At 69.9% G+C, this 19,655-nt stretch carries 23 protein-coding genes; 11 read left to right on the top strand and 12 right to left on the bottom strand.

Annotation, left to right across the window (positions count from 1 at the left end; translation table 11 throughout):
• The 4 genes from AC2YHT_RS24730 to AC2YHT_RS24715 form a co-directional block, all read right to left on the bottom strand.
• The coding region (locus tag AC2YHT_RS24730; RefSeq protein WP_487292467.1) for a histidine kinase dimerization/phospho-acceptor domain-containing protein at positions 1-1,142 on the bottom strand (1,142 nt) is incomplete at its 3' end.
• On the bottom strand, positions 1,139-1,852 hold the full coding sequence (locus tag AC2YHT_RS24725) for a response regulator transcription factor (protein ID WP_110132740.1): 714 nt from the start codon (positions 1,850-1,852) through the stop codon (positions 1,139-1,141). The genes AC2YHT_RS24725 and AC2YHT_RS24730, both read right to left, overlap by 4 nt.
• Complete coding sequence (locus AC2YHT_RS24720; RefSeq protein ID WP_487292466.1) at positions 1,849-3,420, bottom strand: DUF4153 domain-containing protein; 1,572 nt, start codon at positions 3,418-3,420, stop codon at positions 1,849-1,851. The genes AC2YHT_RS24725 and AC2YHT_RS24720 overlap by 4 nt, the downstream gene beginning before the upstream one ends.
• Positions 3,421-3,604: 184 nt before the next feature.
• Positions 3,605-4,066, bottom strand: a complete 462-nt coding sequence (locus AC2YHT_RS24715) for an Hsp20 family protein (protein WP_110119039.1) — start codon at positions 4,064-4,066, stop codon at positions 3,605-3,607.
• A 240-nt stretch (positions 4,067-4,306) separates the two neighbouring features.
• Between AC2YHT_RS24715 and AC2YHT_RS24710 the strand changes: the two genes are divergently transcribed.
• The 6 genes from AC2YHT_RS24710 (at position 4,307) to AC2YHT_RS24685 (ending at position 8,622) form a co-directional block, all read left to right on the top strand.
• Positions 4,307-5,149 carry a class I SAM-dependent methyltransferase gene (locus AC2YHT_RS24710; protein WP_487292465.1) on the top strand — a complete coding sequence of 281 codons (843 nt, stop codon included), beginning with the start codon at positions 4,307-4,309 and terminating at the stop codon, positions 5,147-5,149.
• Positions 5,150-5,244: 95 nt separating this feature from the next.
• Positions 5,245-6,153 carry a class I SAM-dependent methyltransferase gene (locus AC2YHT_RS24705; protein ID WP_487292464.1) on the top strand — a complete coding sequence of 303 codons (909 nt, stop codon included), beginning with the start codon at positions 5,245-5,247 and terminating at the stop codon, positions 6,151-6,153.
• Positions 6,150-6,821 carry a hypothetical protein gene (locus AC2YHT_RS24700; protein ID WP_487292463.1) on the top strand — a complete coding sequence of 224 codons (672 nt, stop codon included), beginning with the start codon at positions 6,150-6,152 and terminating at the stop codon, positions 6,819-6,821. The genes AC2YHT_RS24705 and AC2YHT_RS24700 overlap by 4 nt, the downstream gene beginning before the upstream one ends.
• A gap of 109 nt (positions 6,822-6,930) precedes the next feature.
• The gene (locus AC2YHT_RS24695) at positions 6,931-7,239 is read left to right on the top strand and encodes an SCP2 sterol-binding domain-containing protein (protein ID WP_110119043.1); all 309 of its coding nucleotides are present in this window, start codon (positions 6,931-6,933) and stop codon (positions 7,237-7,239) included.
• A gap of 4 nt (positions 7,240-7,243) precedes the next feature.
• Positions 7,244-8,197 (top strand): alpha/beta fold hydrolase, encoded by a 954-nt coding sequence (locus AC2YHT_RS24690; RefSeq protein ID WP_487292462.1) that lies wholly within the window; start codon positions 7,244-7,246, stop codon positions 8,195-8,197.
• The gene (locus tag AC2YHT_RS24685) at positions 8,194-8,622 is read left to right on the top strand and encodes an NUDIX hydrolase (protein ID WP_487292461.1); all 429 of its coding nucleotides are present in this window, start codon (positions 8,194-8,196) and stop codon (positions 8,620-8,622) included. Before AC2YHT_RS24690 ends, AC2YHT_RS24685 begins: the two co-directional genes overlap by 4 nt.
• Before the next feature lie 153 nt (positions 8,623-8,775).
• Here the strand turns inward: AC2YHT_RS24685 and hisN are convergent, their stop codons facing one another.
• Both hisN and AC2YHT_RS24675 read right to left on the bottom strand, forming a co-directional pair.
• Entirely contained in the window at positions 8,776-9,615 is an 840-nt protein-coding gene (gene hisN, locus AC2YHT_RS24680; RefSeq protein WP_487292460.1) for a histidinol-phosphatase, read from the bottom strand.
• A 66-nt stretch (positions 9,616-9,681) separates the two neighbouring features.
• Positions 9,682-10,074: a helix-turn-helix domain-containing protein gene (locus tag AC2YHT_RS24675; RefSeq protein WP_487292459.1), complete on the bottom strand. Its 393-nt coding sequence runs from the start codon at positions 10,072-10,074 to the stop codon at positions 9,682-9,684.
• Positions 10,075-10,311: 237 nt separating this feature from the next.
• On the opposite strand from AC2YHT_RS24675, the gene AC2YHT_RS24670 reads away from it, so the two are divergent.
• Complete coding sequence (locus tag AC2YHT_RS24670; protein WP_487292458.1) at positions 10,312-11,247, top strand: lysophospholipid acyltransferase family protein; 936 nt, start codon at positions 10,312-10,314, stop codon at positions 11,245-11,247.
• A gap of 109 nt (positions 11,248-11,356) precedes the next feature.
• Here AC2YHT_RS24670 and AC2YHT_RS24665 read toward each other — a convergent pair whose 3' ends face one another.
• From AC2YHT_RS24665 to gcrA, 5 genes are all read right to left on the bottom strand, one after another.
• A complete protein-coding gene (locus AC2YHT_RS24665; protein ID WP_110119050.1) occupies positions 11,357-11,863 on the bottom strand; it encodes a response regulator in 507 nt (168 codons plus the stop codon).
• Between the two features lie 104 nt (positions 11,864-11,967).
• A complete protein-coding gene (locus tag AC2YHT_RS24660; protein WP_487292469.1) occupies positions 11,968-12,828 on the bottom strand; it encodes a M23 family metallopeptidase in 861 nt (286 codons plus the stop codon).
• Positions 12,807-13,025: a DUF2093 domain-containing protein gene (locus AC2YHT_RS24655; RefSeq protein WP_110119052.1), complete on the bottom strand. Its 219-nt coding sequence runs from the start codon at positions 13,023-13,025 to the stop codon at positions 12,807-12,809. The genes AC2YHT_RS24660 and AC2YHT_RS24655 overlap by 22 nt, the downstream gene beginning before the upstream one ends.
• Before the next feature lie 27 nt (positions 13,026-13,052).
• On the bottom strand, positions 13,053-14,585 hold the full coding sequence (gene xseA, locus AC2YHT_RS24650; protein WP_487292468.1) for an exodeoxyribonuclease VII large subunit: 1,533 nt from the start codon (positions 14,583-14,585) through the stop codon (positions 13,053-13,055).
• A gap of 180 nt (positions 14,586-14,765) precedes the next feature.
• Positions 14,766-15,296: a cell cycle sigma 70 cofactor GcrA gene (gene gcrA / locus AC2YHT_RS24645; RefSeq protein ID WP_487292457.1), complete on the bottom strand. Its 531-nt coding sequence runs from the start codon at positions 15,294-15,296 to the stop codon at positions 14,766-14,768.
• A gap of 240 nt (positions 15,297-15,536) precedes the next feature.
• Between gcrA and AC2YHT_RS24640 the strand changes: the two genes are divergently transcribed.
• Positions 15,537-16,358 (top strand): ABC transporter permease, encoded by an 822-nt coding sequence (locus AC2YHT_RS24640; protein ID WP_487292456.1) that lies wholly within the window; start codon positions 15,537-15,539, stop codon positions 16,356-16,358.
• A gap of 167 nt (positions 16,359-16,525) precedes the next feature.
• Here AC2YHT_RS24640 and AC2YHT_RS24635 read toward each other — a convergent pair whose 3' ends face one another.
• A complete protein-coding gene (locus tag AC2YHT_RS24635; RefSeq protein ID WP_487292455.1) occupies positions 16,526-16,933 on the bottom strand; it encodes a YbaY family lipoprotein in 408 nt (135 codons plus the stop codon).
• 218 nt (positions 16,934-17,151) lie between these two features.
• On the opposite strand from AC2YHT_RS24635, the gene AC2YHT_RS24630 reads away from it, so the two are divergent.
• From AC2YHT_RS24630 to AC2YHT_RS24620, 3 genes are all read left to right on the top strand, one after another.
• Positions 17,152-18,366 (top strand): acetylornithine transaminase, encoded by a 1,215-nt coding sequence (locus AC2YHT_RS24630; RefSeq protein ID WP_487292454.1) that lies wholly within the window; start codon positions 17,152-17,154, stop codon positions 18,364-18,366.
• A gap of 76 nt (positions 18,367-18,442) precedes the next feature.
• The gene (gene argF, locus AC2YHT_RS24625) at positions 18,443-19,375 is read left to right on the top strand and encodes an ornithine carbamoyltransferase (protein WP_487292453.1); all 933 of its coding nucleotides are present in this window, start codon (positions 18,443-18,445) and stop codon (positions 19,373-19,375) included.
• 2 nt (positions 19,376-19,377) lie between these two features.
• On the top strand, positions 19,378-19,614 hold the full coding sequence (locus AC2YHT_RS24620) for a DUF2164 domain-containing protein (protein WP_487292452.1): 237 nt from the start codon (positions 19,378-19,380) through the stop codon (positions 19,612-19,614).
• The last annotated feature ends 41 nt before the right edge of the window (positions 19,615-19,655 follow it).

Here is a 19,655-nt window from a genome sequence, read left to right as displayed (position 1 = left end):
GCGCGGGCCAGCTCCAGCAGCCGTCCGACCAGGGCCGAGAGCCGGGCGTTGTCGGCGGCGATGTTGGCCAGGAAACGCTCGCGCTCGGCCTGGCTCATGGTCGGATAGTGGTCCTGCAGAAGCTCGATGGCACCGCGCACCCCGGCCAGGGGCGTCTTGAACTCGTGGCTGAGGGCGGCGGCGAAGTCGCGCAGGTAGCGCGAGCGCTTGTCGATCGCCGCGGCCATGGCCCGGAAGTCGTCGTAGAGCGCCTGGATCTCGACGGCGGCGGTGGTCGGGGTCTCGGGAGCCTCGCCGCGGCCCTGGGCCATGGCGCGGGTAGCGGCGCTGAGCTGCTCGATCGGCCGGGTGACCCCGCGCGAGACCAGGCCCGCCAGGCCGAACAGCACCAGCACGATGACGCCGGCGCCGATCAGCAGCTTGCCGCGATCCTCGTGCAGCCCCTTGAACAGGCCGCGCGGCGAGCGCGACAGCAGCAGCACGCCGACGGTGCGCCCGCCGACGATCACCGGCCGGGCGTGGTGCAGGCGCACGGCCGAGGCCCGGCTCAGCCATTCCCAGACATAGCGCGGACGGTACTGGCCGATCCGCCGCAGCACGGTCTCCGACCGGCCGGACAGGGCGTCGCGCACCTCGGGCAGGGCCGAGAGGTCGCCGCCGGTCCCCAGGCCCCGCACCACACGGCCGTGGGCGTCGGTCAGGACGATGGCCGCCAGGGTGCTGCGGGTGGTGTCGGCGAAGATGTGGTCGAGGCGCGCGGCGGCTGCCACGGCGTCGGGGGCGGGCGCGCCGGTGGGCTTGGGGGCGGGTCGCTCGGGCAGGATGCGGGCGGCCGACAGGTCGATGCTGGGCTTTTCGGGGCGGTAGTAGGCGGGGTCTTCGGGATCCGGTTCGGGCAGGGCGGAAACCGGCGGCGCGCCGGGCCATAGAGCCGCCGCCGTCGCCGTCAGGGCCGCGCCCTGGGCGTTCAGCTCGGCCTCGGTCTGGCGGACCAGGGTGTTCTCGTAGCTGCGCAGGAAGATCCCGCCCAGCGCCGGCATGGCGGCGGCGAACAAGAGCACCGCCAGCAGGATCGAGCGCAAGCGCAGGGCCGGCCAGCGGCGTTTCACCGCGTCCTTGAAGGCCGACAGCGCGGCGATCACGCCTGCGCGTCCTGGCCCTGGCAGGCTCCCAGCCGGTAGCCGACCCCGGGGCGGGTCTCGACCACGTCGACCCCGCCCAGCCTGGCGAACTTGGCGCGCAGGTTGCGCACGTGGCTGTCGATGGTGCGGTCGGTGAGGGCGAAGCCCGGGCCGCGCAGCTTGTCGATGATGGCGTCGCGGGTGAAGACCCGGCGCGGGGCGCTGGCCAGGGTCCAGAGGATGCCGAACTCGGTGACGGTCAGCGCCGTCTCGGTCTCGCCCCAGGCCGCTCGCCAGGCGTCGGCCTCCAGGCTGAGGCGGCCGTGGCTGACCAGCTTGGCCTCTTCGGCCGGCGGCGGGGCGGCGGCCGAGGCGCGCCGGAGAATGGCGGCGACCCGGGCCGTCACCTCGCGCGGGCTGAACGGCTTGACCACGTAGTCGTCGGCGCCCAGCTCGATGCCCAGCACCCGGTCGATCTCGTCGTCGCGCGACGACAGCAGCAGCACCGGCAGCTGGCCCTCGGCGCGGATGCGACGACAGACGTCCAGGCCGTTCAGGCGCGGCATGTTGATGTCCAGCACCACCAGGGCCGGCTTGTGGGCGGCGATCGCCTCCAGCGCCGCCTCGCCGTCGGCGGCCTCGACCGTGGCGTAGCCGGCCTTGCCCAGGGCGAAGGCCAGCAGCTCGCGGATGTGGGGCTCGTCGTCGACGATCAGGATCGGCTGAGTCATGGCGCAGATGTTCCGCTTGCGACGTCCGGGGTCAACGGTTCGCTGTAAGGTTGGGGCGGCGTTTCGGGCGCGCTCGGGCCGATCTGCTGGCCCCGGCAGTCCAGCGTGCCGGCCGGAACCGGGATGGTGCGGTCGCGCGGTGCGATCAGCAGGGCCTCGTCCAGGCGCCGCTGACCGCGCCAGGACCAGCCGCGCCATTGGGCCTGGCGGGGTTCCAGGTCGTTCAGCACCGTCTCGCGCGACCAGGCCACGCGGGCGGCCAGCACCGGGGGCAGGGCGGTCGCGCGCAGCTGGCTGAGGGCCACGACCGAGGCGGGACCCAGGCGCTCCAGGTAGCAGACGTCCAGCGCCTCGCCGTCGCCGCCCAGCTCGCGGGCGTGGCGGACGTTCCAGGCGGCGGCGACCGAGCCAAGGTCCACCACCGTGCAGGCGGCCAACACCAGGCCTGCGGCGGCGAGGTTGGCGTTGATCAGCCAGCCGGCGCTCTTGGCCCGCAGCATCCGCCAGCAGATCAGCAGCAGGCCAAGACCCACCAGCGCCATCCAGATCAGGGCCGCCAGCCTCAGGCGGGTGAGGGCGTAGACCTCCACATAATCGAGGGTGCGCAGGATCGACGAGGCGACGAGGAAGAGGTTCTGCGCCACCCACAGCACCACCAGCCGCCGCAGCCACGTCGACCGCGCCGTCGCCGAGCCGGGCGCCAGGGCGACCAGCACGAAGAGGCCGGCCAGCAGGGCGGTGGCGATCAGCGGATAGGCGCCGCGATGGGCGTATTCGGCCAGGGTCACGCCCTGCGGCAGCGGCGCCCGCGACCACAGGAAGGCCAGGTCCAGGCCGTTCTGCAGGGCGAAGATCGTGTTGAACACCACCAGCGACAGGCCCACCGACGCGACGCTGAGACCGGGCAGGGGCGCGGCGCCGGGCTTGGCGGCCGGCAGGCCCCAGAGCGGACGCTTGAAGCTGGGTCGCAGCAGCATCCAGACCCCGAACAGCACGATGACGGCGAAGCCGATGCGGGGCAGGTCGATCTGGGGGATGCGCCATTGAGCCACGGCCTGGGCGATCACCGGATTGGCGATGGTGAAGAGCGCCAGGAACACCGCGCCGCCGACGATGGGCAGGACCAGCACGGGCAGGCGACGCAGGGCCGCGCCCGATCCCGGCGCGCGCTTGCGGGCCTTCAGGAAGTCGCGGAACGGGGCGATGAGGCCAAGGATCAGCAGGGCCGCCAGCCGTTGCAGCCAGCGCCAGGCGTCCTCATGAAGGCCCGCCCGGGCGGCCAGCACCGCCACGGCGATGGCGACCGTCCACAGGACAAAGGCCAGCAGGCCGGGCGCCTCGATCATCACGACGCCGAAGACCGTCGCGGCCAGCAGCCAGCCCCAGGCGCGGCGCGCGGCCGGATGAACGAGGACGACGGCGATGGTCGCCAGCAGGCAGAAGCCGCCCAGGGTCGCGCCGGCGGCATAGCCCCAGAACAGCTGGTCGGACGCCAGCACCAGCAGGGCGGCGGCCACCGGCTTCATCCAGAAGGGCGCGGCGGCGGGCGGCGGGCGGAAGGCTTTCATCGGAGGTCCCCATCAGCGGAGCCTTCCCGATAGTCGCGCGGCTTGCAGCCCCGGCGGCGAGGCCGTGCACGGCCCGCCCGATCGCCGTGCAGAACTGGTGCAGAGACGAAAAAGGGCGGCGCATCGCTGCGCCGCCCGAAGTCGGAGGGGACTTAGAACAGAGGGAAGAAAGTGGTCGACGCCGTCAGGCGGCCTGTTCGCCTTCGATCAGGCTGGCGGTGTCGGCGCCGGTGTTGATCGGGATGGTGCGGGCCTTGAGGGCTTCGGGCAGTTCGCGCTTCAGCGAGATGGTCAGCAGGCCGTCGGCCAGGGCGGCGTCGGTCACCACCACGTAGTCGGCCAGCTGGAAGCGGCGGTCGAAATTGCGCTCGGCGAGGCCGCGATGCAGGTAGCGCTTGGCTTCGTCATTGGCCGCCTTGCGGCCCGAGACGGTCAGCAGGCCTTCCTTGGCCTCGATCGACAGCTCTTCCGGCTTGAAGCCGGCGACGGCGATCTCGATGCGGTAGGAATTCTCGTCGGTGCGCTCGATGTTGTAGGGCGGATAGCCGGAGGCGGCTTCGGTCTTGGCGGCGGCGTCGAGTTGCGCGGCCAGGCGGTCGAAGCCGACGAGCGAACGGTAAAGGGGCGACAGGTCGATCGTACGCATAGATATAGAACCTTCTCTTCAAGCAAGGTTGCGATGTGTGTTCGGACCTTCGACGACCCGATCTCGGCCTCGTCTGCGATCCGGAAGGCCCGGTTTTCCAGCGCCTTCGGTTGAATAGTTGGGAGGTCGATTTTCGACTTCAAGGGGTGCGTCATTCAGTTTCGGAATCGCTTGATCGCGGTTCGCGTGCGGCTAAGGTCGGCGCGCCCGGAACGCGGGCCGACGACGGAGACAGACGCCATGCCCGCCCGCCGCCACTTGCTCATTCTCGCCGCCCTCGCGGCGCTCGCGCCCGCCACCGGCGCCCTGGCCGCCGACGCGGCCCTGAAGACCGCCGTCGCCTCGCCCGACCGCACGCCCGCCAGCGTCGCCCGCGACGGCGCCCGCCATCCCTATGAGAGCCTGGCGTTCTGGGGGCTGAAGCCCGGCCAGACGGTGATCGAGGTCTCGCCCGGCGGCGGCTACTGGACCGAGATCCTGGCGCCCTACGCTAAGGCCACCAAGGGAACCTATGTGGCCGGCGTCGCCGACCTGGCCAATCCCAAGACCTCGGACGGCGCCCGCAAGGGCCGCGCGGCCTTCGAGGCCCGGTTCGCCGACGAGGCCAAGTACGGCAAGGTCAAGTTCGTCGACTTCGGGCCGGTGGCCGCGCCGCTGGGCGCGCCGGGCTCGGCCGACCTGGTTCTGACCGCCCGCAACGTCCACAACTGGACCATCCAGCCGGGCGTCGCCGACAAGCTGTTCGCCGACTTTTTCGCGGTGCTGAAGCCCGGCGGGATCCTGGCGATCGAGGAGCACCGCGCCGATCCGGCCGACGAAAAGAGCGCCGGGGCCAACGGCTATCTGTCGACCGCCACCGTCGTGGCCCTGGCCGAACGGGCCGGCTTCAAGCTGGACGCCAAGTCCGAGATCAACGCCAATCCCAAGGACACCAAGGACCACCCCTTCGGCGTCTGGACCCTGCCGCCGGTGCGTCAGTCGGCCCCCTCGGGACAGCCGGCCGATCCGAACTTCGACCGCGCCAAGTACGATGCGATCGGCGAGAGCGACCGCATGACCCTGCGCTTCCGGAAGCCGGCGTGATCGGTCGGCGCCATTTCGCCCCGGAGTCCGCGGGCCGCGGGCGTGTTTTTGCCAAGGTCGCGGCCTAGGCTGGATCCATGAGTAGAGGGGGATTGATGGATCCGGCGTATTCGTGGTCGCGTCGTGGCCTGCTTTTGTCCGCCGGGGCCGCCGGCGCGGCCGGCCTCGTGGGCTGCGGCCGCAAGAAGGACGCGCCGCCGGCCAAGGCCGACGCGACCAAGCCTGCGGCCAAGGGCGGCCCGACCACCCTGGCCGGCGCCGTGGCCGGCGACTGGCGCACCAGCGCCGACAAGGCCCGCGACGCCTGGCGTCATCCGGTGCAGAGCCTGGAGTTCTGGGACGTCCGTCCGGGCCAGACCGTCGTCGAGTTCTGGCCGGGCGCCGGCTGGTACACCGAGATCCTGGCCCCGTTCCTGGCGGCCACCGGCGGCAAGCTCTACGAGGCGGTGCTAGAGGCCGATCCGGCCGATCCCGCCGCCGCCGAGATCGTCGCCGCCTATCGCCGCAAGCTGGAGGAAAAGCCCAGGCTTTACGGCAAGGTCGAGATCACCACCTTCGGCCGGGGCAGCGGCCCCGTCGCGCCGGCGGGGAGCGTTGATCGCGTGCTGTTCCTGCGCAACCTGCACAACTGGATGGCCGGCGGCATCGCCGAGAAGGCCTTCAAGGACGCGCTGGCGGCGCTGAAGCCCGGCGGCATCCTGGGCGTCGAGGAGCACCGGGGCGAGCCGGGCCGCGTGCAGGACGTGCTGGCCGCCGACGGCTATGTGCAGCAGGCCTATGTCGAGCAACTGGCCAAGGAGGCCGGGTTCGAGCTGGCCGGATCCAGCGAGATCAACGCCAATCCGAAAGACACCAAGGACCATCCGTTCGGCGTCTGGACCCTGCCGCCGACCCGCCTGTCGGCGCCGCGCGGCGAGCCGGCCGAGCCCGACTTCGACCACGCCAAGTACGACGCCATCGGGGAGAGCGACCGCATGACCCTCAAGTTCGTGAAGCCGAAATGAGCCGCCGCATCGCCAGACGCGCGCTCGCCGCCGCCGCCGTCCTGACCCTGGCGGCCGGTTCCGTCGCCCTGGCCCAGGGGAACAAGGTCGCTCCGGCCGACAAGGTGTTCGGCTACCTGGAGAACTTCCTCAAGGTGCCGGCCCAGGAGCGTTCGCGCACCCGCGTGGCCTACCGCGTGACCCGCGACGGCAAGCCCGCCGAGGGCCTGAAGGCCATGCTGGTCGAGGCGGGCGGGGCGCGTACGCCGCTGCCGATCAGCGCCGATGGCCGCTTCGAGCGTCTGCCGACCCTGTCCCAGCTGCAGGGCGGGGCGAAGGTCGAGTTCGACGCGCCGGTCGACGCCAAGTTCGGTTCGACCCTGATCATCGAGCCGGTCCTCAAGCCGGCGGCCGAGTACGAGGCCGGCGAGTTGAAGGTGGTTCTGGAGTCCACCAACGGCGTCATCGGCAAGGCGGCCGGGCCGATGGCCATGCTGGCGCCGAAGATGACCGGCTTCAGCTTTCCGGGCGCTTCCGGCGGCGTCGTGGTCGGCGCGGACGGCAAGACCCAGGCCCTGCCGCTGGCCGGCAAAGCCCCGATCTACCGGCTTTCCGACTTCAAGGGCGCGACCCGCATTCGCCTGTCCGGGACGCCTTCGCAGGTGCGCTTCATCCAGAGTAAAAAATAGGGTGGAGAGCGTCTAAACGGTGTTTACTTGCGCGCCGCGCCCGGCCAGGGTGCACGCCAAGTTCTCACGCGCATTATTGAACGCGCAAATAAGAGGGAGATCGCGTTTCATGGCCACTCTGCAGGAAATCACCGACAAGATCAAAACCGCCGTCGGCGACGACAGCGGCCTCGGCAAGAGCCTGAAGTTCGACCTGAAGGGCGAAGGCGTCATCCTGATCGATGGCGGTTCGGTCACCAACGACGACGGTCCGGCCGACCTGACCATGACCCTGTCGAAGGAAGACTTCCTGGCCATCGGCGCCGGTTCGCTCGACCCGACCATGGCCGTCATGACCGGCAAGCTGAAGCTGTCGGACATGGGCGCGGCGATGGCGCTGCAGTCCAAGATGGCGGCGCTGTTCTCCAAGCTGCGCTAAGCCGATGGGGGAGCCCGCGCCTCTGGTCTCGATTCCCGAGGCGCCGGTTCCCGACCACGGCCAGGCCGAATGGTTTCGCGGCGCGGATGGGGCGACCCTCCGCGCCGCACTATTTTCGCCTGAAGGCGCTGCACGCGGATCGGTGGTGGTCAGCCCCGGCCGCAGCGAACCGATCGAGAAGTACTACGAGGTCGTCTCCGACCTTCTGGCCCGGGGCTTCGTCGTCCTGGTGCACGACTGGCGAGGGCAGGGGCTCTCGCACCGCATGCTGCCCGACCGGCTGAAGGGCCACGCGGCCGGCTTTCACGACTTTCTCGGCGACTATCAGGCCCTGCTGGCCGCCTTCGAGGCGCGCCTGCCCAAGCCCTGGATCGCGCTGGGCCACTCGATGGGCGGCTGCCTGACCAGCCTCGTCCTGGCGCATGGCGAGACCCGCTTTTCCGCCTGCGTACTGTCGGCCCCGATGCTGGGACTGAACAGCGGCGCTACGCCGGCCTGGCTGGCGCGGCCTCTGGCCTGGCTGGCCGCCCGCACGCCGTTGCGGGGCGACTATGTGCTGGGCGACGTCGGCGATCCGTTCAAGCACGTCTTCCCGCAGGACGCCCTGACCCACGACGCGGTCCGCTACGCCCGTCATCAGGCCCAGATCCGCGCCAATCCGGATATCGCGCTCGGCGGCATCACCTGGGGCTGGACCGATTTTGCGTTCTCCGCCTGCGACTGGCTGGCCCGCGCGCCGGGTATCGAGGCCATCAGCATCCCGGTGACCATCGTTGGGGCGGGGATCGACACCCGGGTCCTGACCTCGGCCCAGAAGGCGATCGCCGCCCGTATTCCGAAGGGCCGCTACCTCGAGATCGAGGACGCCTTCCACGAGATCCTGATCGAGACCGACGACCGCCGCGCCCGCTTCTGGGCGGCGTTCGACGAGACGGTCGATCCGGTCGCTCCGCGATGAGCACGTGGCGGCCCAAGCAGGCGGTGCGGGTGGTCGCCATCGGCCTGCTGCGCCATGAGGACCGGCTGCTGGTCGCCGAGGTGCGCAACGACGACGGCTCGGTGAAGGGCTGGCGGCCGCTGGGCGGCGGCGTCGAGTTCGGCGAGACCTCGGAACAGACCCTGCGGCGGGAGTTCCTGGAGGAGACGGGGTTCGCGATCGAGATCGTCGGCCCGCCGACCGTGATCGAGAACCTCTATGAGCACGAGGGCCATACGGGCCACGAGATCATCTTCGTCTACGAGATCACGACGTCGGATCCCAAGGCGATCGCGCGCGACCGCTTCGTGATCAACGAGAACAGCCAGGACGTCTGGGTTGAGTGGGTTGCGGTGGAGCGCTTCGCCGCCGGTGAGCGGCTGCTGCCGGACGGTTTGAAGCTCTGATCCTTCTCCCCTTGCGGGAGAAGGTGTCGCCGCAGGCGACGGATGAGGGGTCTCTCAGACCCGTCCTCATCCTCATTTTCGCAGCGGCGCCGATCTTCGACCCCTCATCCGACCTGCTTCGCAGGCCACCTTCTCCCGCAAGGGGAGAAGGACTTACTTCGCCGACCTTTTCAGCGCCACCAGCGCTTCGTCGAGCACGCGCTGGTCGCCGGCGATGGCCATCTGGCCGCCGTGCTGGCCGATCGGCGCGCCGCGCCAGTCGGTGACGACGCCGCCGGCGCCTTCGATCAGGGGGATGGCGGCCTCGACGTCCCAGCTTTTCAGGCCGGCCTCGATGACCATGTCCATCGTGCCTGCCGCGACCATGGCGTAGGCGTAGGCGTCGCAGCCCAGGCGGGCCAGCTTGGCGGCCGCGCGCACCTGGCGCCAGGCGCCCAGTTCAGCGCCGTCGAAGCAGGCTTCAGGATCGGTGGTGGCGATGATGGCGTCGGTCAGCACGGCGCAAGGGCGCACGCGCAGGGGCTTTTCGCCGCCGCGGGCGATCAGGCGCGAGCCGGTGGCGGCCGAGCCGACATAGATCTCGTCGAGATAGGGCTGGCCGATCGAGCCCAGCACGGGACGGCCCTGATGGCGCAGGCCGATCAGGGTGGTCCACAGGGGCAGGCCCGAGATGAAGGCGCGCGTGCCGTCGACGGGGTCCAGCACCCAGACGAACTCGGCGTCCGGGCGGTCCTCGCCGTATTCCTCGCCGATCACCCCGTGTTCGGGATAGCGCTCGGAAATCAGCTTGCGGATCGCCGCTTCCGCGCCGCGGTCGGCCTCGGTCACCGGGTCGAACGCCGCGTGGCTTTCGCGCGGCAGGTTCTTGCCGGCCGCCTTGTCTTCCAGCCCGTGGTCGGACCGGAACAGCGGCAGGATCGCTCCGGCGGAGGCGCTGTTGAGCTCGACGATGAAGGCGTCGAGGGCGGCGATGCGATCGGCGGAGAGCGTCATGGGCAGGGCTTTAGCCTGCCCTGGCCCGCGACGCTACTCCACTGAACCGCCCAACTGAAGCGTGGGTCAGGCTTCGATCTGCTCGACGCCGTTCAGCGACTTGGCCAGGTCCAGCAGGCGGCGGCGCGGACGCTCGCCGAGCAGGTAGTAGGCCCGGATCAGGTCGATCGTCTCCTTGCGGGCGAACATCTCGCCGCCCTCGGAGTCGTTGTCCGCCGGCGCGGTCTCGCGGGCGGCGAGGTTCGACAGCCCGTCGTAGAAGTAGCCGACTGGCACTTCCAGGGCTTCGGACAGCTGCCACAGGCGCGCGGCCGAGATGCGGTTGGCGCCGCACTCGTACTTCTGGATCTGCTGGAAACGGACGCCCACGGCGCCGGCCAGTTGTTGTTGGGTCAGGCCCAGCAGCCGGCGACGGCGGCGGAGACGCTTGCCCAGGTGAGTGTCGATGTCATTGCCCATGATGGACCCTTGACCCCCGATGGCTTTTCCCCCGTCCCGAAACGGAACGGTCTGCCCTGACAGCCGCAAGTCGCGCGCCAAGCGAGGCCGAGTCGCCTGAAAGCACCGAAAGGCGCCAGTCATGGCCGCGATTGCGGCGATTTCTGGGTGACAAAATCAGACGATTTCAAAGACTTAAGGTCAGGTGTTGCCTTGGGGTGACTTCCGTTCCGCGCTGTCCCGCTCTAGTAAGGGGCGATGTCCCAAGTCCGCGCTTCCCGCACCCAAGATTTCTACTGGCGTATCGAGGCCATCGGCTACGACCTGTTCATGGGCCTGTTTCGGACGCTGGGCGTCGATGCGGCCTCGGCCCTGGGCGGCTGGTTCGGGCGCACCTTTGGTCCGCTGAGCGGGGCCCACAAGGTCGCCGACCGCAACCTGCGCCTGGCCTTCCCGGAAAAGGACGCCGCCTGGCGCGCCGGCATGCTGCGCAAGCAGTGGGACGGGCTGGGGCGGACGTTCGGCGAGTTCCCGCTGATGGACAAGCTGCTGCCCTCCACCGGGCGGGTGGAAGTGGTCAACGCCGAGCGCCTGGCCCAGATCGCGCGGGACAGCGAGCCGGTGGTGTTCGTCTCGGGCCACCTGTCGAACTGGGAAGTGATGCCGGCCGCCATCGTCGATTCCGGCGTCACCTGCCAGATGACCTACCGGGCGGCCAACAACCCCTATATCGACGAGCGCATCAAGAAGAGCCGGTTCCGCTACGGCGTGCGGCTGTTCGCTCCCAAGGGCGGCGACGGCGCCCGCGAGCTGCTCGACGCCATGAAGCGCGGCGAGTCGGTGGCGCTGATGAACGACCAGAAGTTCAACGGCGGCGTCGCGGCCCCGTTCTTCGGCCACGACTCGCGCACCGCGCCGGGGCCGACGCGTCTGGCCATCCGCTTCGGCACCGTGCTGCAGCCGATGTCGGTGCAGCGCACCAAGGGCGCGCGCTTCCGCGCCGTGGTCCACGACCCGATCGTCCCGCCCAGCACCGGCGACCGCACGGCCGACATTGAGGCCGGCGTGCGGATGATCAACGCCTTCATGGAAGACCGCATCCGCGAGCGGCCGGAGGAGTGGTTCTGGGTCCACCGTCGCTGGCCCAACGAGGTCTATGCGGCGCTGCTGGCGGGGGAGATCCCCACGAACTGAGACGCCGTGCGTCTTCCTCGCCCTTCGACAGACTCAGGGTGAGGAAGAGAGCAAGCCTGGCAGTCGAAACCTCATCCTGAGCTTGTCGAAGGACGAGGTTTCGCGAGCGCTAGAGCTCGATCGCGCCCTTGTCCGTGCCGCGGCGGAACGGGCCGCCGTAGTGCGGATCCTGGCGGCGGCGGCGGCAGGGGCCGAAATAGTCGGCGCTGCGGATGAACGGCCGCGGCTTGAAGATCACCATGTCGATGCGGTCGAGCAGAGAGCGGGCCGTGACCGGCTTGACGACGATCTCGGTGACGCCGGCGTCGCGCGCCTCGAACACCCGGTGCCGTTCGGCGAAGCCGGTCAGCATGATGATCGGCAGGAACGGGTCGGTGCTGTCGGGCGAGTTGCGCACCAGCTGGGTGAACTGCACCCCGTCCAGCGGCGACATCTTGAAGTCGACGATGGCGATGTCGATCTGCCGATCCTTGAGGATCTGCAGGCCCTCGGCCCCGTCGATCGCCTCGTGCACGTGGCGCACGCCCACGCCCTTCAGGATCGTGCTGACGATGGCCCGCATGTGGTGGTTATCGTCCACCAGGAGGAAACGGAGCTTGTCTAGCACCGCGGACATGCGGGTTTACGCCTCATACGCGAATTTCAGGGCAGGCTGGGGATAACCATAACGACAGGGGGCTGTCGATAGGGGCTGTCCCCAAATGGTGAAGTTTGCACCGTTCACTGTCGCATTCCCGCGTCAGCCACCCAGAGACTGGGGTCGAGATTGCGGTCACGCCACTTCAGGCGCCAGCAGAGGTGTGGACCGGTGGCCCGGCCCTCCTTGCCGACCGCGCCGATCCGCTGGCCCTGGGCCACCCGCTGGCCGGGAGTCACGTCGATGCGCGAAAGATGCAGATAGGCGCTGATCAGGCCCTGGCCGTGGTCGATCAGGATCAGCCCGCCCTCGAAGTGCAGGCCGGTTTCGGCGAAGGCGACGACGCCGGCCGCCGGGGCGACCACGGGCGTGCCGACCGGCGCGGCCAGGTCGACGCCGTAGTGGGGGCGCTTGGGCTCGCCGTTGAGGATGCGCTGGCCGCCGAAGCTGGAGGATCGTCGCGTGGCCTTCACCGGCCAGATGAAGCCCGTGCGGAAGAAGTCGCCGTCGATGCGGCTGGAAAAGCCCGTCGCCTTGCGCGCGCCCTCGGCGGCGATGCGGGCCAGCAGGGCCGGATCGTCGGGCGTGACCTGCGACGGCGGCAGGCCGTCGATGCGCTGGACGTCGAAGGTTCCGGGCGCGATCGCCACGCGGTGGGTCGCCGAACCGTCGGGAGTCTGCACCGTGATGTCGGCGGTCGGCGGGGCGTCGCGGTCGAAGCCGACCACGAACCAGCCGTCGGCCGAGCTCTGGGCGACGGCGACGCCGTCCACCAGCACGTCGGCGCGGGGCGCGGTGCGGCCGACGACGTAGCCGCCCTGTTCCAGGCGTCCATTCAGCGTCAGGCCAGGGGCCGCGGCGCGGGCGGAGAAGGCGAGGGGAAGGGCGGCGCCGACCAGGACGGCGAGAAGCCCCCGGCGGTTCAGGCCTTGGTCTCCTGCCAGCGCTTCAACGCCTCTTTCGGCGTGGCGTAGGCTTCCTGCAGCTCGGGGCTCCAGTAGCGCAGCGCCTCCAGCGGCACCTTGGCGCCGGTGACGGCGCAGACCACGTACTGGCCGGGGCTGAGCACGGCGAAGTCGCCGTCGCCATAGTGCAGGACGGCCAGGCCGGATTTGCCGATGTCGCGATCGTAAGCGTTCATGGGACTCTTCTACGCCAAAGCGCGGGACTAGAACAGATCGCCCTGGCCGGGTGACGGCGGGGGCGCGGGTTTCGGGCGCGGAGCGGGCTTGGGGGCCGCTTGCGCCACTGGCGGAGGGGGAGGCGGCGTCGAGCCTTCGCCGTCGATGATCGCGTCGCGTTCGCCCAGCTTGAACTTCAGGTTCACGCGCTCGCCGGCGGCCAGATCGGAGGCCGAGCGGGCCAGGGTCCCGTCCATCTTGCGGACCAAGGCAAAGCCCAGCTCCAGCGGCCGTTCGGGGTTCAGCGACTGGCGCAGCTTGTCCAGCCCCGCCAGGCGGTCGGCCTCGCGGTCGAGGCGGCGGCGGGCGACGGCGTTGAGGCGATCCCACAGGGCCGGCAGGCGGGCGTGCTGGGCGGCGCGCTCGGGGGCGCGGCGGGCGGCCAGATCCAGGCGGCGCGACAGGTCGGACAGGCGCTCGGCCTTGGCCTGGCGCTGGCGGGCCAGGGCCTCGGGCGACAGGCGGGCGGTGACCTTCAGCAGGTCCTGGGCGTGGACCGAGGTGTTACGGGCCAGGGCCGCATCCAGCCGGCCGGCGGCGATGTCGAACCGCTGCTGGGCCAGGGCCAGCAGGTCGTTGGGGCGGGGCAGGCCGCGCGCGGCGGCCTGAAGCCGCGTGCGGCGCTCTTCCACCACCCGGCCGGCGCAACGCGACAGGCGGCGGTCGTAGTCGGAGACCAGGCCCCGCAACTCGGCCAGCACGGGCGTGGCCATCTCGGCGGCCGCCGTCGGGGTGGGCGCGCGACGGTCGGAGACGAAGTCGATCAGGGTGGTGTCGGTCTCGTGGCCGACGGCCGAGATCAGCGGGATCGTTCCCTCGGCCACCGTGCGGGCCAGGGCCTCGTCGTTGAAGGCCCAGAGGTCCTCCACCGAGCCGCCGCCGCGGGCGACGATCAGGATGTCTGGACGCGGGACCGGACCGCCGGGCGTAAGGGCGTTGAAGCCCCGGATCGCGCCGGCCACCTGGCCGGCGGCGGCGTCGCCCTGCACGACCACCGGCCAGACGATGACGCGGCAGGGCCAGCGGTCGCGGATGCGGTGCAGGATGTCGCGGATCACCGCGCCCGTGGGGCTGGTGATCACCCCGACCACGGCCGGCATCGAGGGCAGGGGCTTCTTGCGTTCGGCCGCGAACAGGCCCTCGCCGGCCAGCTTGGCCTTCAGCCGTTCAAGCTGAGCCAGGAGCGCGCCGACGCCGGCGGCCTCCATGCTGTCGATGACGATCTGGTAGCGCGAGCCGGCCGGATAGGTGGTGATCTTGCCGGTGACGATGACCTCGAGCCCGTGCTCGGGCCGCACGCCCAGGCCCCGGACGTTGCCCTTCCAGACGACGCCGTCGATCGCGGCCTTGTCGTCCTTGATGGTCAGGTAGACGTGGCCGTTGGAGTGGTGGGTGACCTTGGAAAGCTCGCCGCGCAGCCGCACGAAACCGTAGCGGTCTTCCAGCGTGCGCTTCAGCGCGAAGGCCAGTTCCGAGACGGAATAGGCGGGCGCGTTGGAATCGGGGGCGAGGTCGGTCATCGGGGGCAGCATAAAGCCCTCCCCGCGGAACGGGGAGGGCTGCATGGCGAGAGCGCCTTGCCGACGCTTCTCTTCTTGTTCGTATCTCTCTCGAAGGCCCGGCGGACCGGGCCCTCGGCGCGCTCTTGAGGCAGAGCACGCCCGGGCGGGTTAGCCGCCTACACCTAACCCTGGCGCGCTCTAGATGTAGCGGCGCAGCGAGCGGGCGAGCTCGGTGGCGCCGCCCTTTTTCTTGGTCTGCTGCGGCTGGTAGGCCACCCGGGCGTGCTCGACGCAGTAGGGGCCTTCCGACGAGCGGCGGCCGCAGAAGGTGAAGCCGTCCGACGACGGGTCGCCGATCGGCCACTTGCACATGTGGGCGCCGAGGGTCAGCACGGTGGCCGAGCCGGGGGCTTCGTTGCGCAGGATCGGAACCGACGGCTGCTGGTGGGCGGCGACCGGAGCCGGGGCCGGGGCGACCGGTTCGGCGGCGACCACGCGGCGCGGCGCGGCCGGCATGGCGGTGGCGGCCGGACGAGCCGGGCGCGGCGCCTTGAAGGCCGGGCGAGCCGGTTGCGAGGGCGCGGCGCGACCCGACAGGCCCAGACGATGGACCTTGCCGATCACGGCGTTGCGGGTGACCCCGCCGAGTTGTTTGGCGATCTGGCTGGCGGACAGCCCGTCCAGCCAAAGCTTCTTGAGGGTGGAGACCCGTTCGTCAGTCCAGCTCATGGCCTTCTCCGCCTAAAAAAGGCGCCACGACGAGAACCCCACCTCGCCATGACCCTACATCTGGTGTACAGCACGCCCCGCCGGCGGCTGACCTACCACATAGTGTAAAGAATGCGTTAAGACGCACAATAGGCGCCAGGTACTCTGTCCACAGAAACAATATATTGATTCTCGAAGCGGGACGCTTGCGCCCGACCCTTCCCAGGCGCACATGGCGAAGGAATTTCCAGGATCGAGCCAATGAGAGACATGGCAGACAGCGTCGTTCCGCCGCAGCCGCGCGACTATCACGGCTGGAACTGGAGCGGGTTCCTCACCCTCTATCAGCGGGAGATCCGCCGGTTCTGGAAGGTGGGCATGCAGACCGTGGCCGCCCCGGTGGTGACCACGCTGCTCTACATGCTGGTGTTCGTGGTCGCGGTCGGCGCCAGCCGCCCGGCGGTCGAGGGCGTGACCTTCGGCCATTTCGTGGCCCCTGGCCTGATCATGATGGCGGTGCTCAACAACGCCTTCGCCAACTCGTCGTCATCGCTGATCCAGGCCAAGATGATGGGCCTGACGTCGGACTTCCTGACGCCGCCCCTGACCCCGCTGGAGCAGGTGGCCGCCTTTGGCCTGGGCGCGGCGACGCGCGGCGTGGTGGTGGGCGCGGTGACGGCCGCCGTGATCGGCGTGCTGCCGGGCGCGGGCCTGCAGATCTCGCACCTGTGGGCGATCTTCTATTTCGCCGTCGGCGCGGCCCTGATCCTGGGTCTGGCCGGCGTGCTGGCCGGCCTGTGGGCCGAGAAGTTCGACCAGCTGGCGGCGGTGACCAACTTCGCCATCATGCCGATGACCTTCCTGTCGGGCACCTTCTACCTGGTCGACAAGCTGCCCGAGCCGTTCCGCACGGCCAGCCACTTCAACCCGTTCTTCTACCTGATCGACGGCTTCCGCTACGGCTTCATCGGCCACGCGGACGGCAGCATCGCCATCGGCGTTGTGGTCACGGCGGTGCTGACGGTCGGTCTCTTCCTATGGTGCTGGGCGCTGTTCCGCAGCGGGTATCGCCTGAAGAGCTGAGGCGGCTCTCCCTTTCTTCCCATCATTCCCGCCCTTGTGGCGGGAACCCCTCTGTCAGCCGCTAGGGCGGTAGTGGCGGCGTGCTCAGCACGCCGCTTGCGCTTCACGTGCGAGCGGCACCAGGGTTTCCCGCCACAAGGGCGGGAATGACGGGAGGTGGGGTGTGGCTATGGCCGCCCCACGCCCTTGACGAGCACCTCCACCCCGCTGGTCGGGCCGTCGTTGATGACGGCGATGTGGGTGTCGTTGATGAAGCGCAGCTGACCGTCCACCTCCACGCGGGCCGACACCGAATAGCGGTGGTTCGCAACGATCGACGCCGGGTCATAGGCCAGCTTGAACGCCGCCGGCGGGGCGCGGACGCCTTCGATCACGTCCTCGGCCAGCACCTTGGCGGGGGCGTCGGCCAGGCTGACGTCCTGCAGGCGCACGATCACCCTGGTCGTCGGCGGCAGCATGAGCCGCTCGCGCCAGACCACGGTCCCCGTGACGGCGGCGGGCGCGGGCGGGGCGGTCGTCGAGGCGCAGCCGGGCAGAGCCAGCAGGGTCAGGGTCAGGGGCAGGGCGGCCTTCATCGCGGATCCTCCGAGCATCTCCCCCTGTCCAAGGCTTAGGACGGATCGCTCGGCGGTGGCAAGGTAGCGGTCCCGCGTCGCCAGGGTGTGTCCCCGGCGCCCTGACGTCCAAAATTCACGGTCATTTCATTGACAGACCGGGACTTCCCGCCGACAACGTCGGGCCTTCCAGTCCCCGCGCGAAAGCCCGGGGGCTTCTTGCCTTTTGGGAGGCCGCTTTGAGCACTGCGACGTCGTCGAACCCCTCGCAACACCACATCATGGGCGTCTACAGCCGCGCCCCGCTGGCGTTCGAGCGAGGCCGAGGCGCGCGACTGTTCTCGACGGCGGGTGAAGAGTACCTGGACTGCGTGGCGGGCATCGCCACCTGCGGCCTGGGCCACGCCCACCCGACCCTGGTCGAGGCGTTGAAGACCCAGGGCGAGAAGCTCTGGCACGTCTCCAACATCTACACGATCCCCGAGCAGGAAGTGCTGGCCGACAAGCTGTGCGCGGCCACCTTCGCCGACGTGGTGTTCTTCACCAACTCGGGCACCGAGGCGATCGAGTGCGCCCTGAAGGCCGCCCGCCGCTATCACGCGGTGGCCGGCGCTCCGGAGCGGATCGACATCATCGGCTTCGACGGCTCGTTCCACGGCCGCTCGTACGCGGCGGTCAACGCCTCGGGCAACGCCGGCTATCTGGATGGCTTCGGCCCGCGCCTGCCGGGCTTCATCCAGCTGCCGTTCGGCGACCTGGAGGCCCTGAAGGCCGCCATCGGCCCGACCACGGCCGGCGTCATCATCGAGCCCGTGCAGGGCGAGGGCGGGGCGCGGTCGCTGACCGAGGCCCAGCTGGTCGAACTGCGCGAGATCACCCGCGAAGCCGGCGTCCTGCTGATCTTCGACGAGGTGCAGAGCGGCATGGGCCGGACCGGCAAGCTCTTCGCCCACGAGTGGGCGGAAGGCGCCGAGCCCGACATCATGTGCGTGGCCAAGGCCCTGGGCGGCGGCTTCCCGGTCGGCGCGTGCCTGGCCAGCCACGAGGGCGCCAAGGGCATGACGCCCGGCACTCACGGCTCGACCTACGGCGGCAACCCGCTGGCCATGGCGGTCGGCGCGGCGGCCTTCGATGCGATCAACACGCCCGAGATCCTCGACAACGTGAAGACCATCGCCGGCTACTTCACCCAGCAACTGAACGGCCTGAAGGACCGCTTCCCGGACGTCGTGCTCGACGTGCGCGGCAAGGGCCTGCTGATCGGCATCAAGCTGGCCTCGAACAACCGCGAGTTCATGGCCCTGGCCCGCGACCAGAAGCTTCTGGTGGCTGGCGGCGGCGACAACTGCGTGCGCCTGCTGCCGCCGCTGAACCTGACGCTGGCCGAGGCCCAGGAGGCCGTGGCCAAGCTCGAAAAGACCTGCGAGGTCGTCCGCGCCCAAGCGGCCGCCTGACCGCATCCCTGACCCGACGCCTCCGTCCCAGCGGCGGAGGCGTCCACTTCAGCTCATTCCGGAAAGGTGGCCTGAGATGACCGCCCCCCGCCACTTCATCGACCTCTGGAAGCTCGACGGCGCCACGCTGCGCCTGATCCTGGAGGACGCCAAGGCCCGCAAGACCGCGCGCAAGGGCTGGCCCAAGGGCCGCGTCGACGCCGACGCCCCGGCCAAGGATCATGTGCTGTCGATGATCTTCCAGAAGAACTCGACCCGCACCCGCTTCTCGTTCGACGCGGCCATGCGCCAGCTGGGCGGCTCGGCGATCATCTCGACGTCGTCGGACATGCAGCTGGGCCGCGGCGAGACCATCGAGGACACCGCCAAGGTGCTGTCGCGCATGGTCGACGCGGTGATGATCCGCGCCAACAGCCACGCCGACGTCGAGCGCTTCGCCCAGGTCTCGACCGTGCCGGTGATCAACGGCCTGACCGACAAGAGCCACCCCTGCCAGATCATGGCCGACATCCTCACCATCGAGGAACATCGCGGCGACATCGGCGGCAAGACCATCGCCTGGGTCGGCGACGGCAACAACGTCTGCTCCAGCTTCATCCACGCCGCGCCGCTGCTAGGCTTCGAGCTGAAGATCGCCTGCCCGAGCGTCTATCACGCCGACCTGCACGACCTGGCCCGCGCGGCCGGCCTGAACGGCAAGGTGACGATGATGGAAGACCCCAAGGAAGCCGTGCGCGGTTCCGATGTGGTTGTGGCCGACACCTGGGTCTCGATGGGCGACACCGACCATGACGAGCGCCTCAAGGCCCTGGAGCCCTATCAGGTCGACGACGCCCTGATGGACCTGTCCAACGACGGCGTCTTCCTGCACTGCCTGCCGGCCCACCGCGGCGAGGAAGTCACCGACGCCGTCCTCGACGGCCCGCGCTCCCTGGCCTGGGACGAGGCGGAAAACCGCATCCACGCCCAGAAGTCCGTCCTGGCCTGGTGCTTCGGCGCGATCGGCTGATCATGGCCAAGATCGAGCTCGACAAGGACGTCCGCGAGGCCGTTCTGCGCAAGCTGACGCTCTACATGCGCGACGAGCTCGATCGCCCGGTCAGCGGCCTGGAGGCGGGCTTCCTGCTGGAGTTCCTGTCCGAAACGCTCGGGCCGGCCTTCTTCAACCAGGGTGTTCGCGACGCGCAGACCCTGATGCTGCAGAAGCTCGACGACGTGGTCTACGAGATCGAGAAGCCCCTGGACTGATCCCTCTCCCCCTGCGGGAGAGGGTGGCCTCGCGGAGCGAG

The sequence above is a fragment of the Caulobacter sp. SRI_008 genome, assembly GCF_057586355.1.
This window is presented reverse-complemented; position numbering and strand designations above follow the sequence as displayed.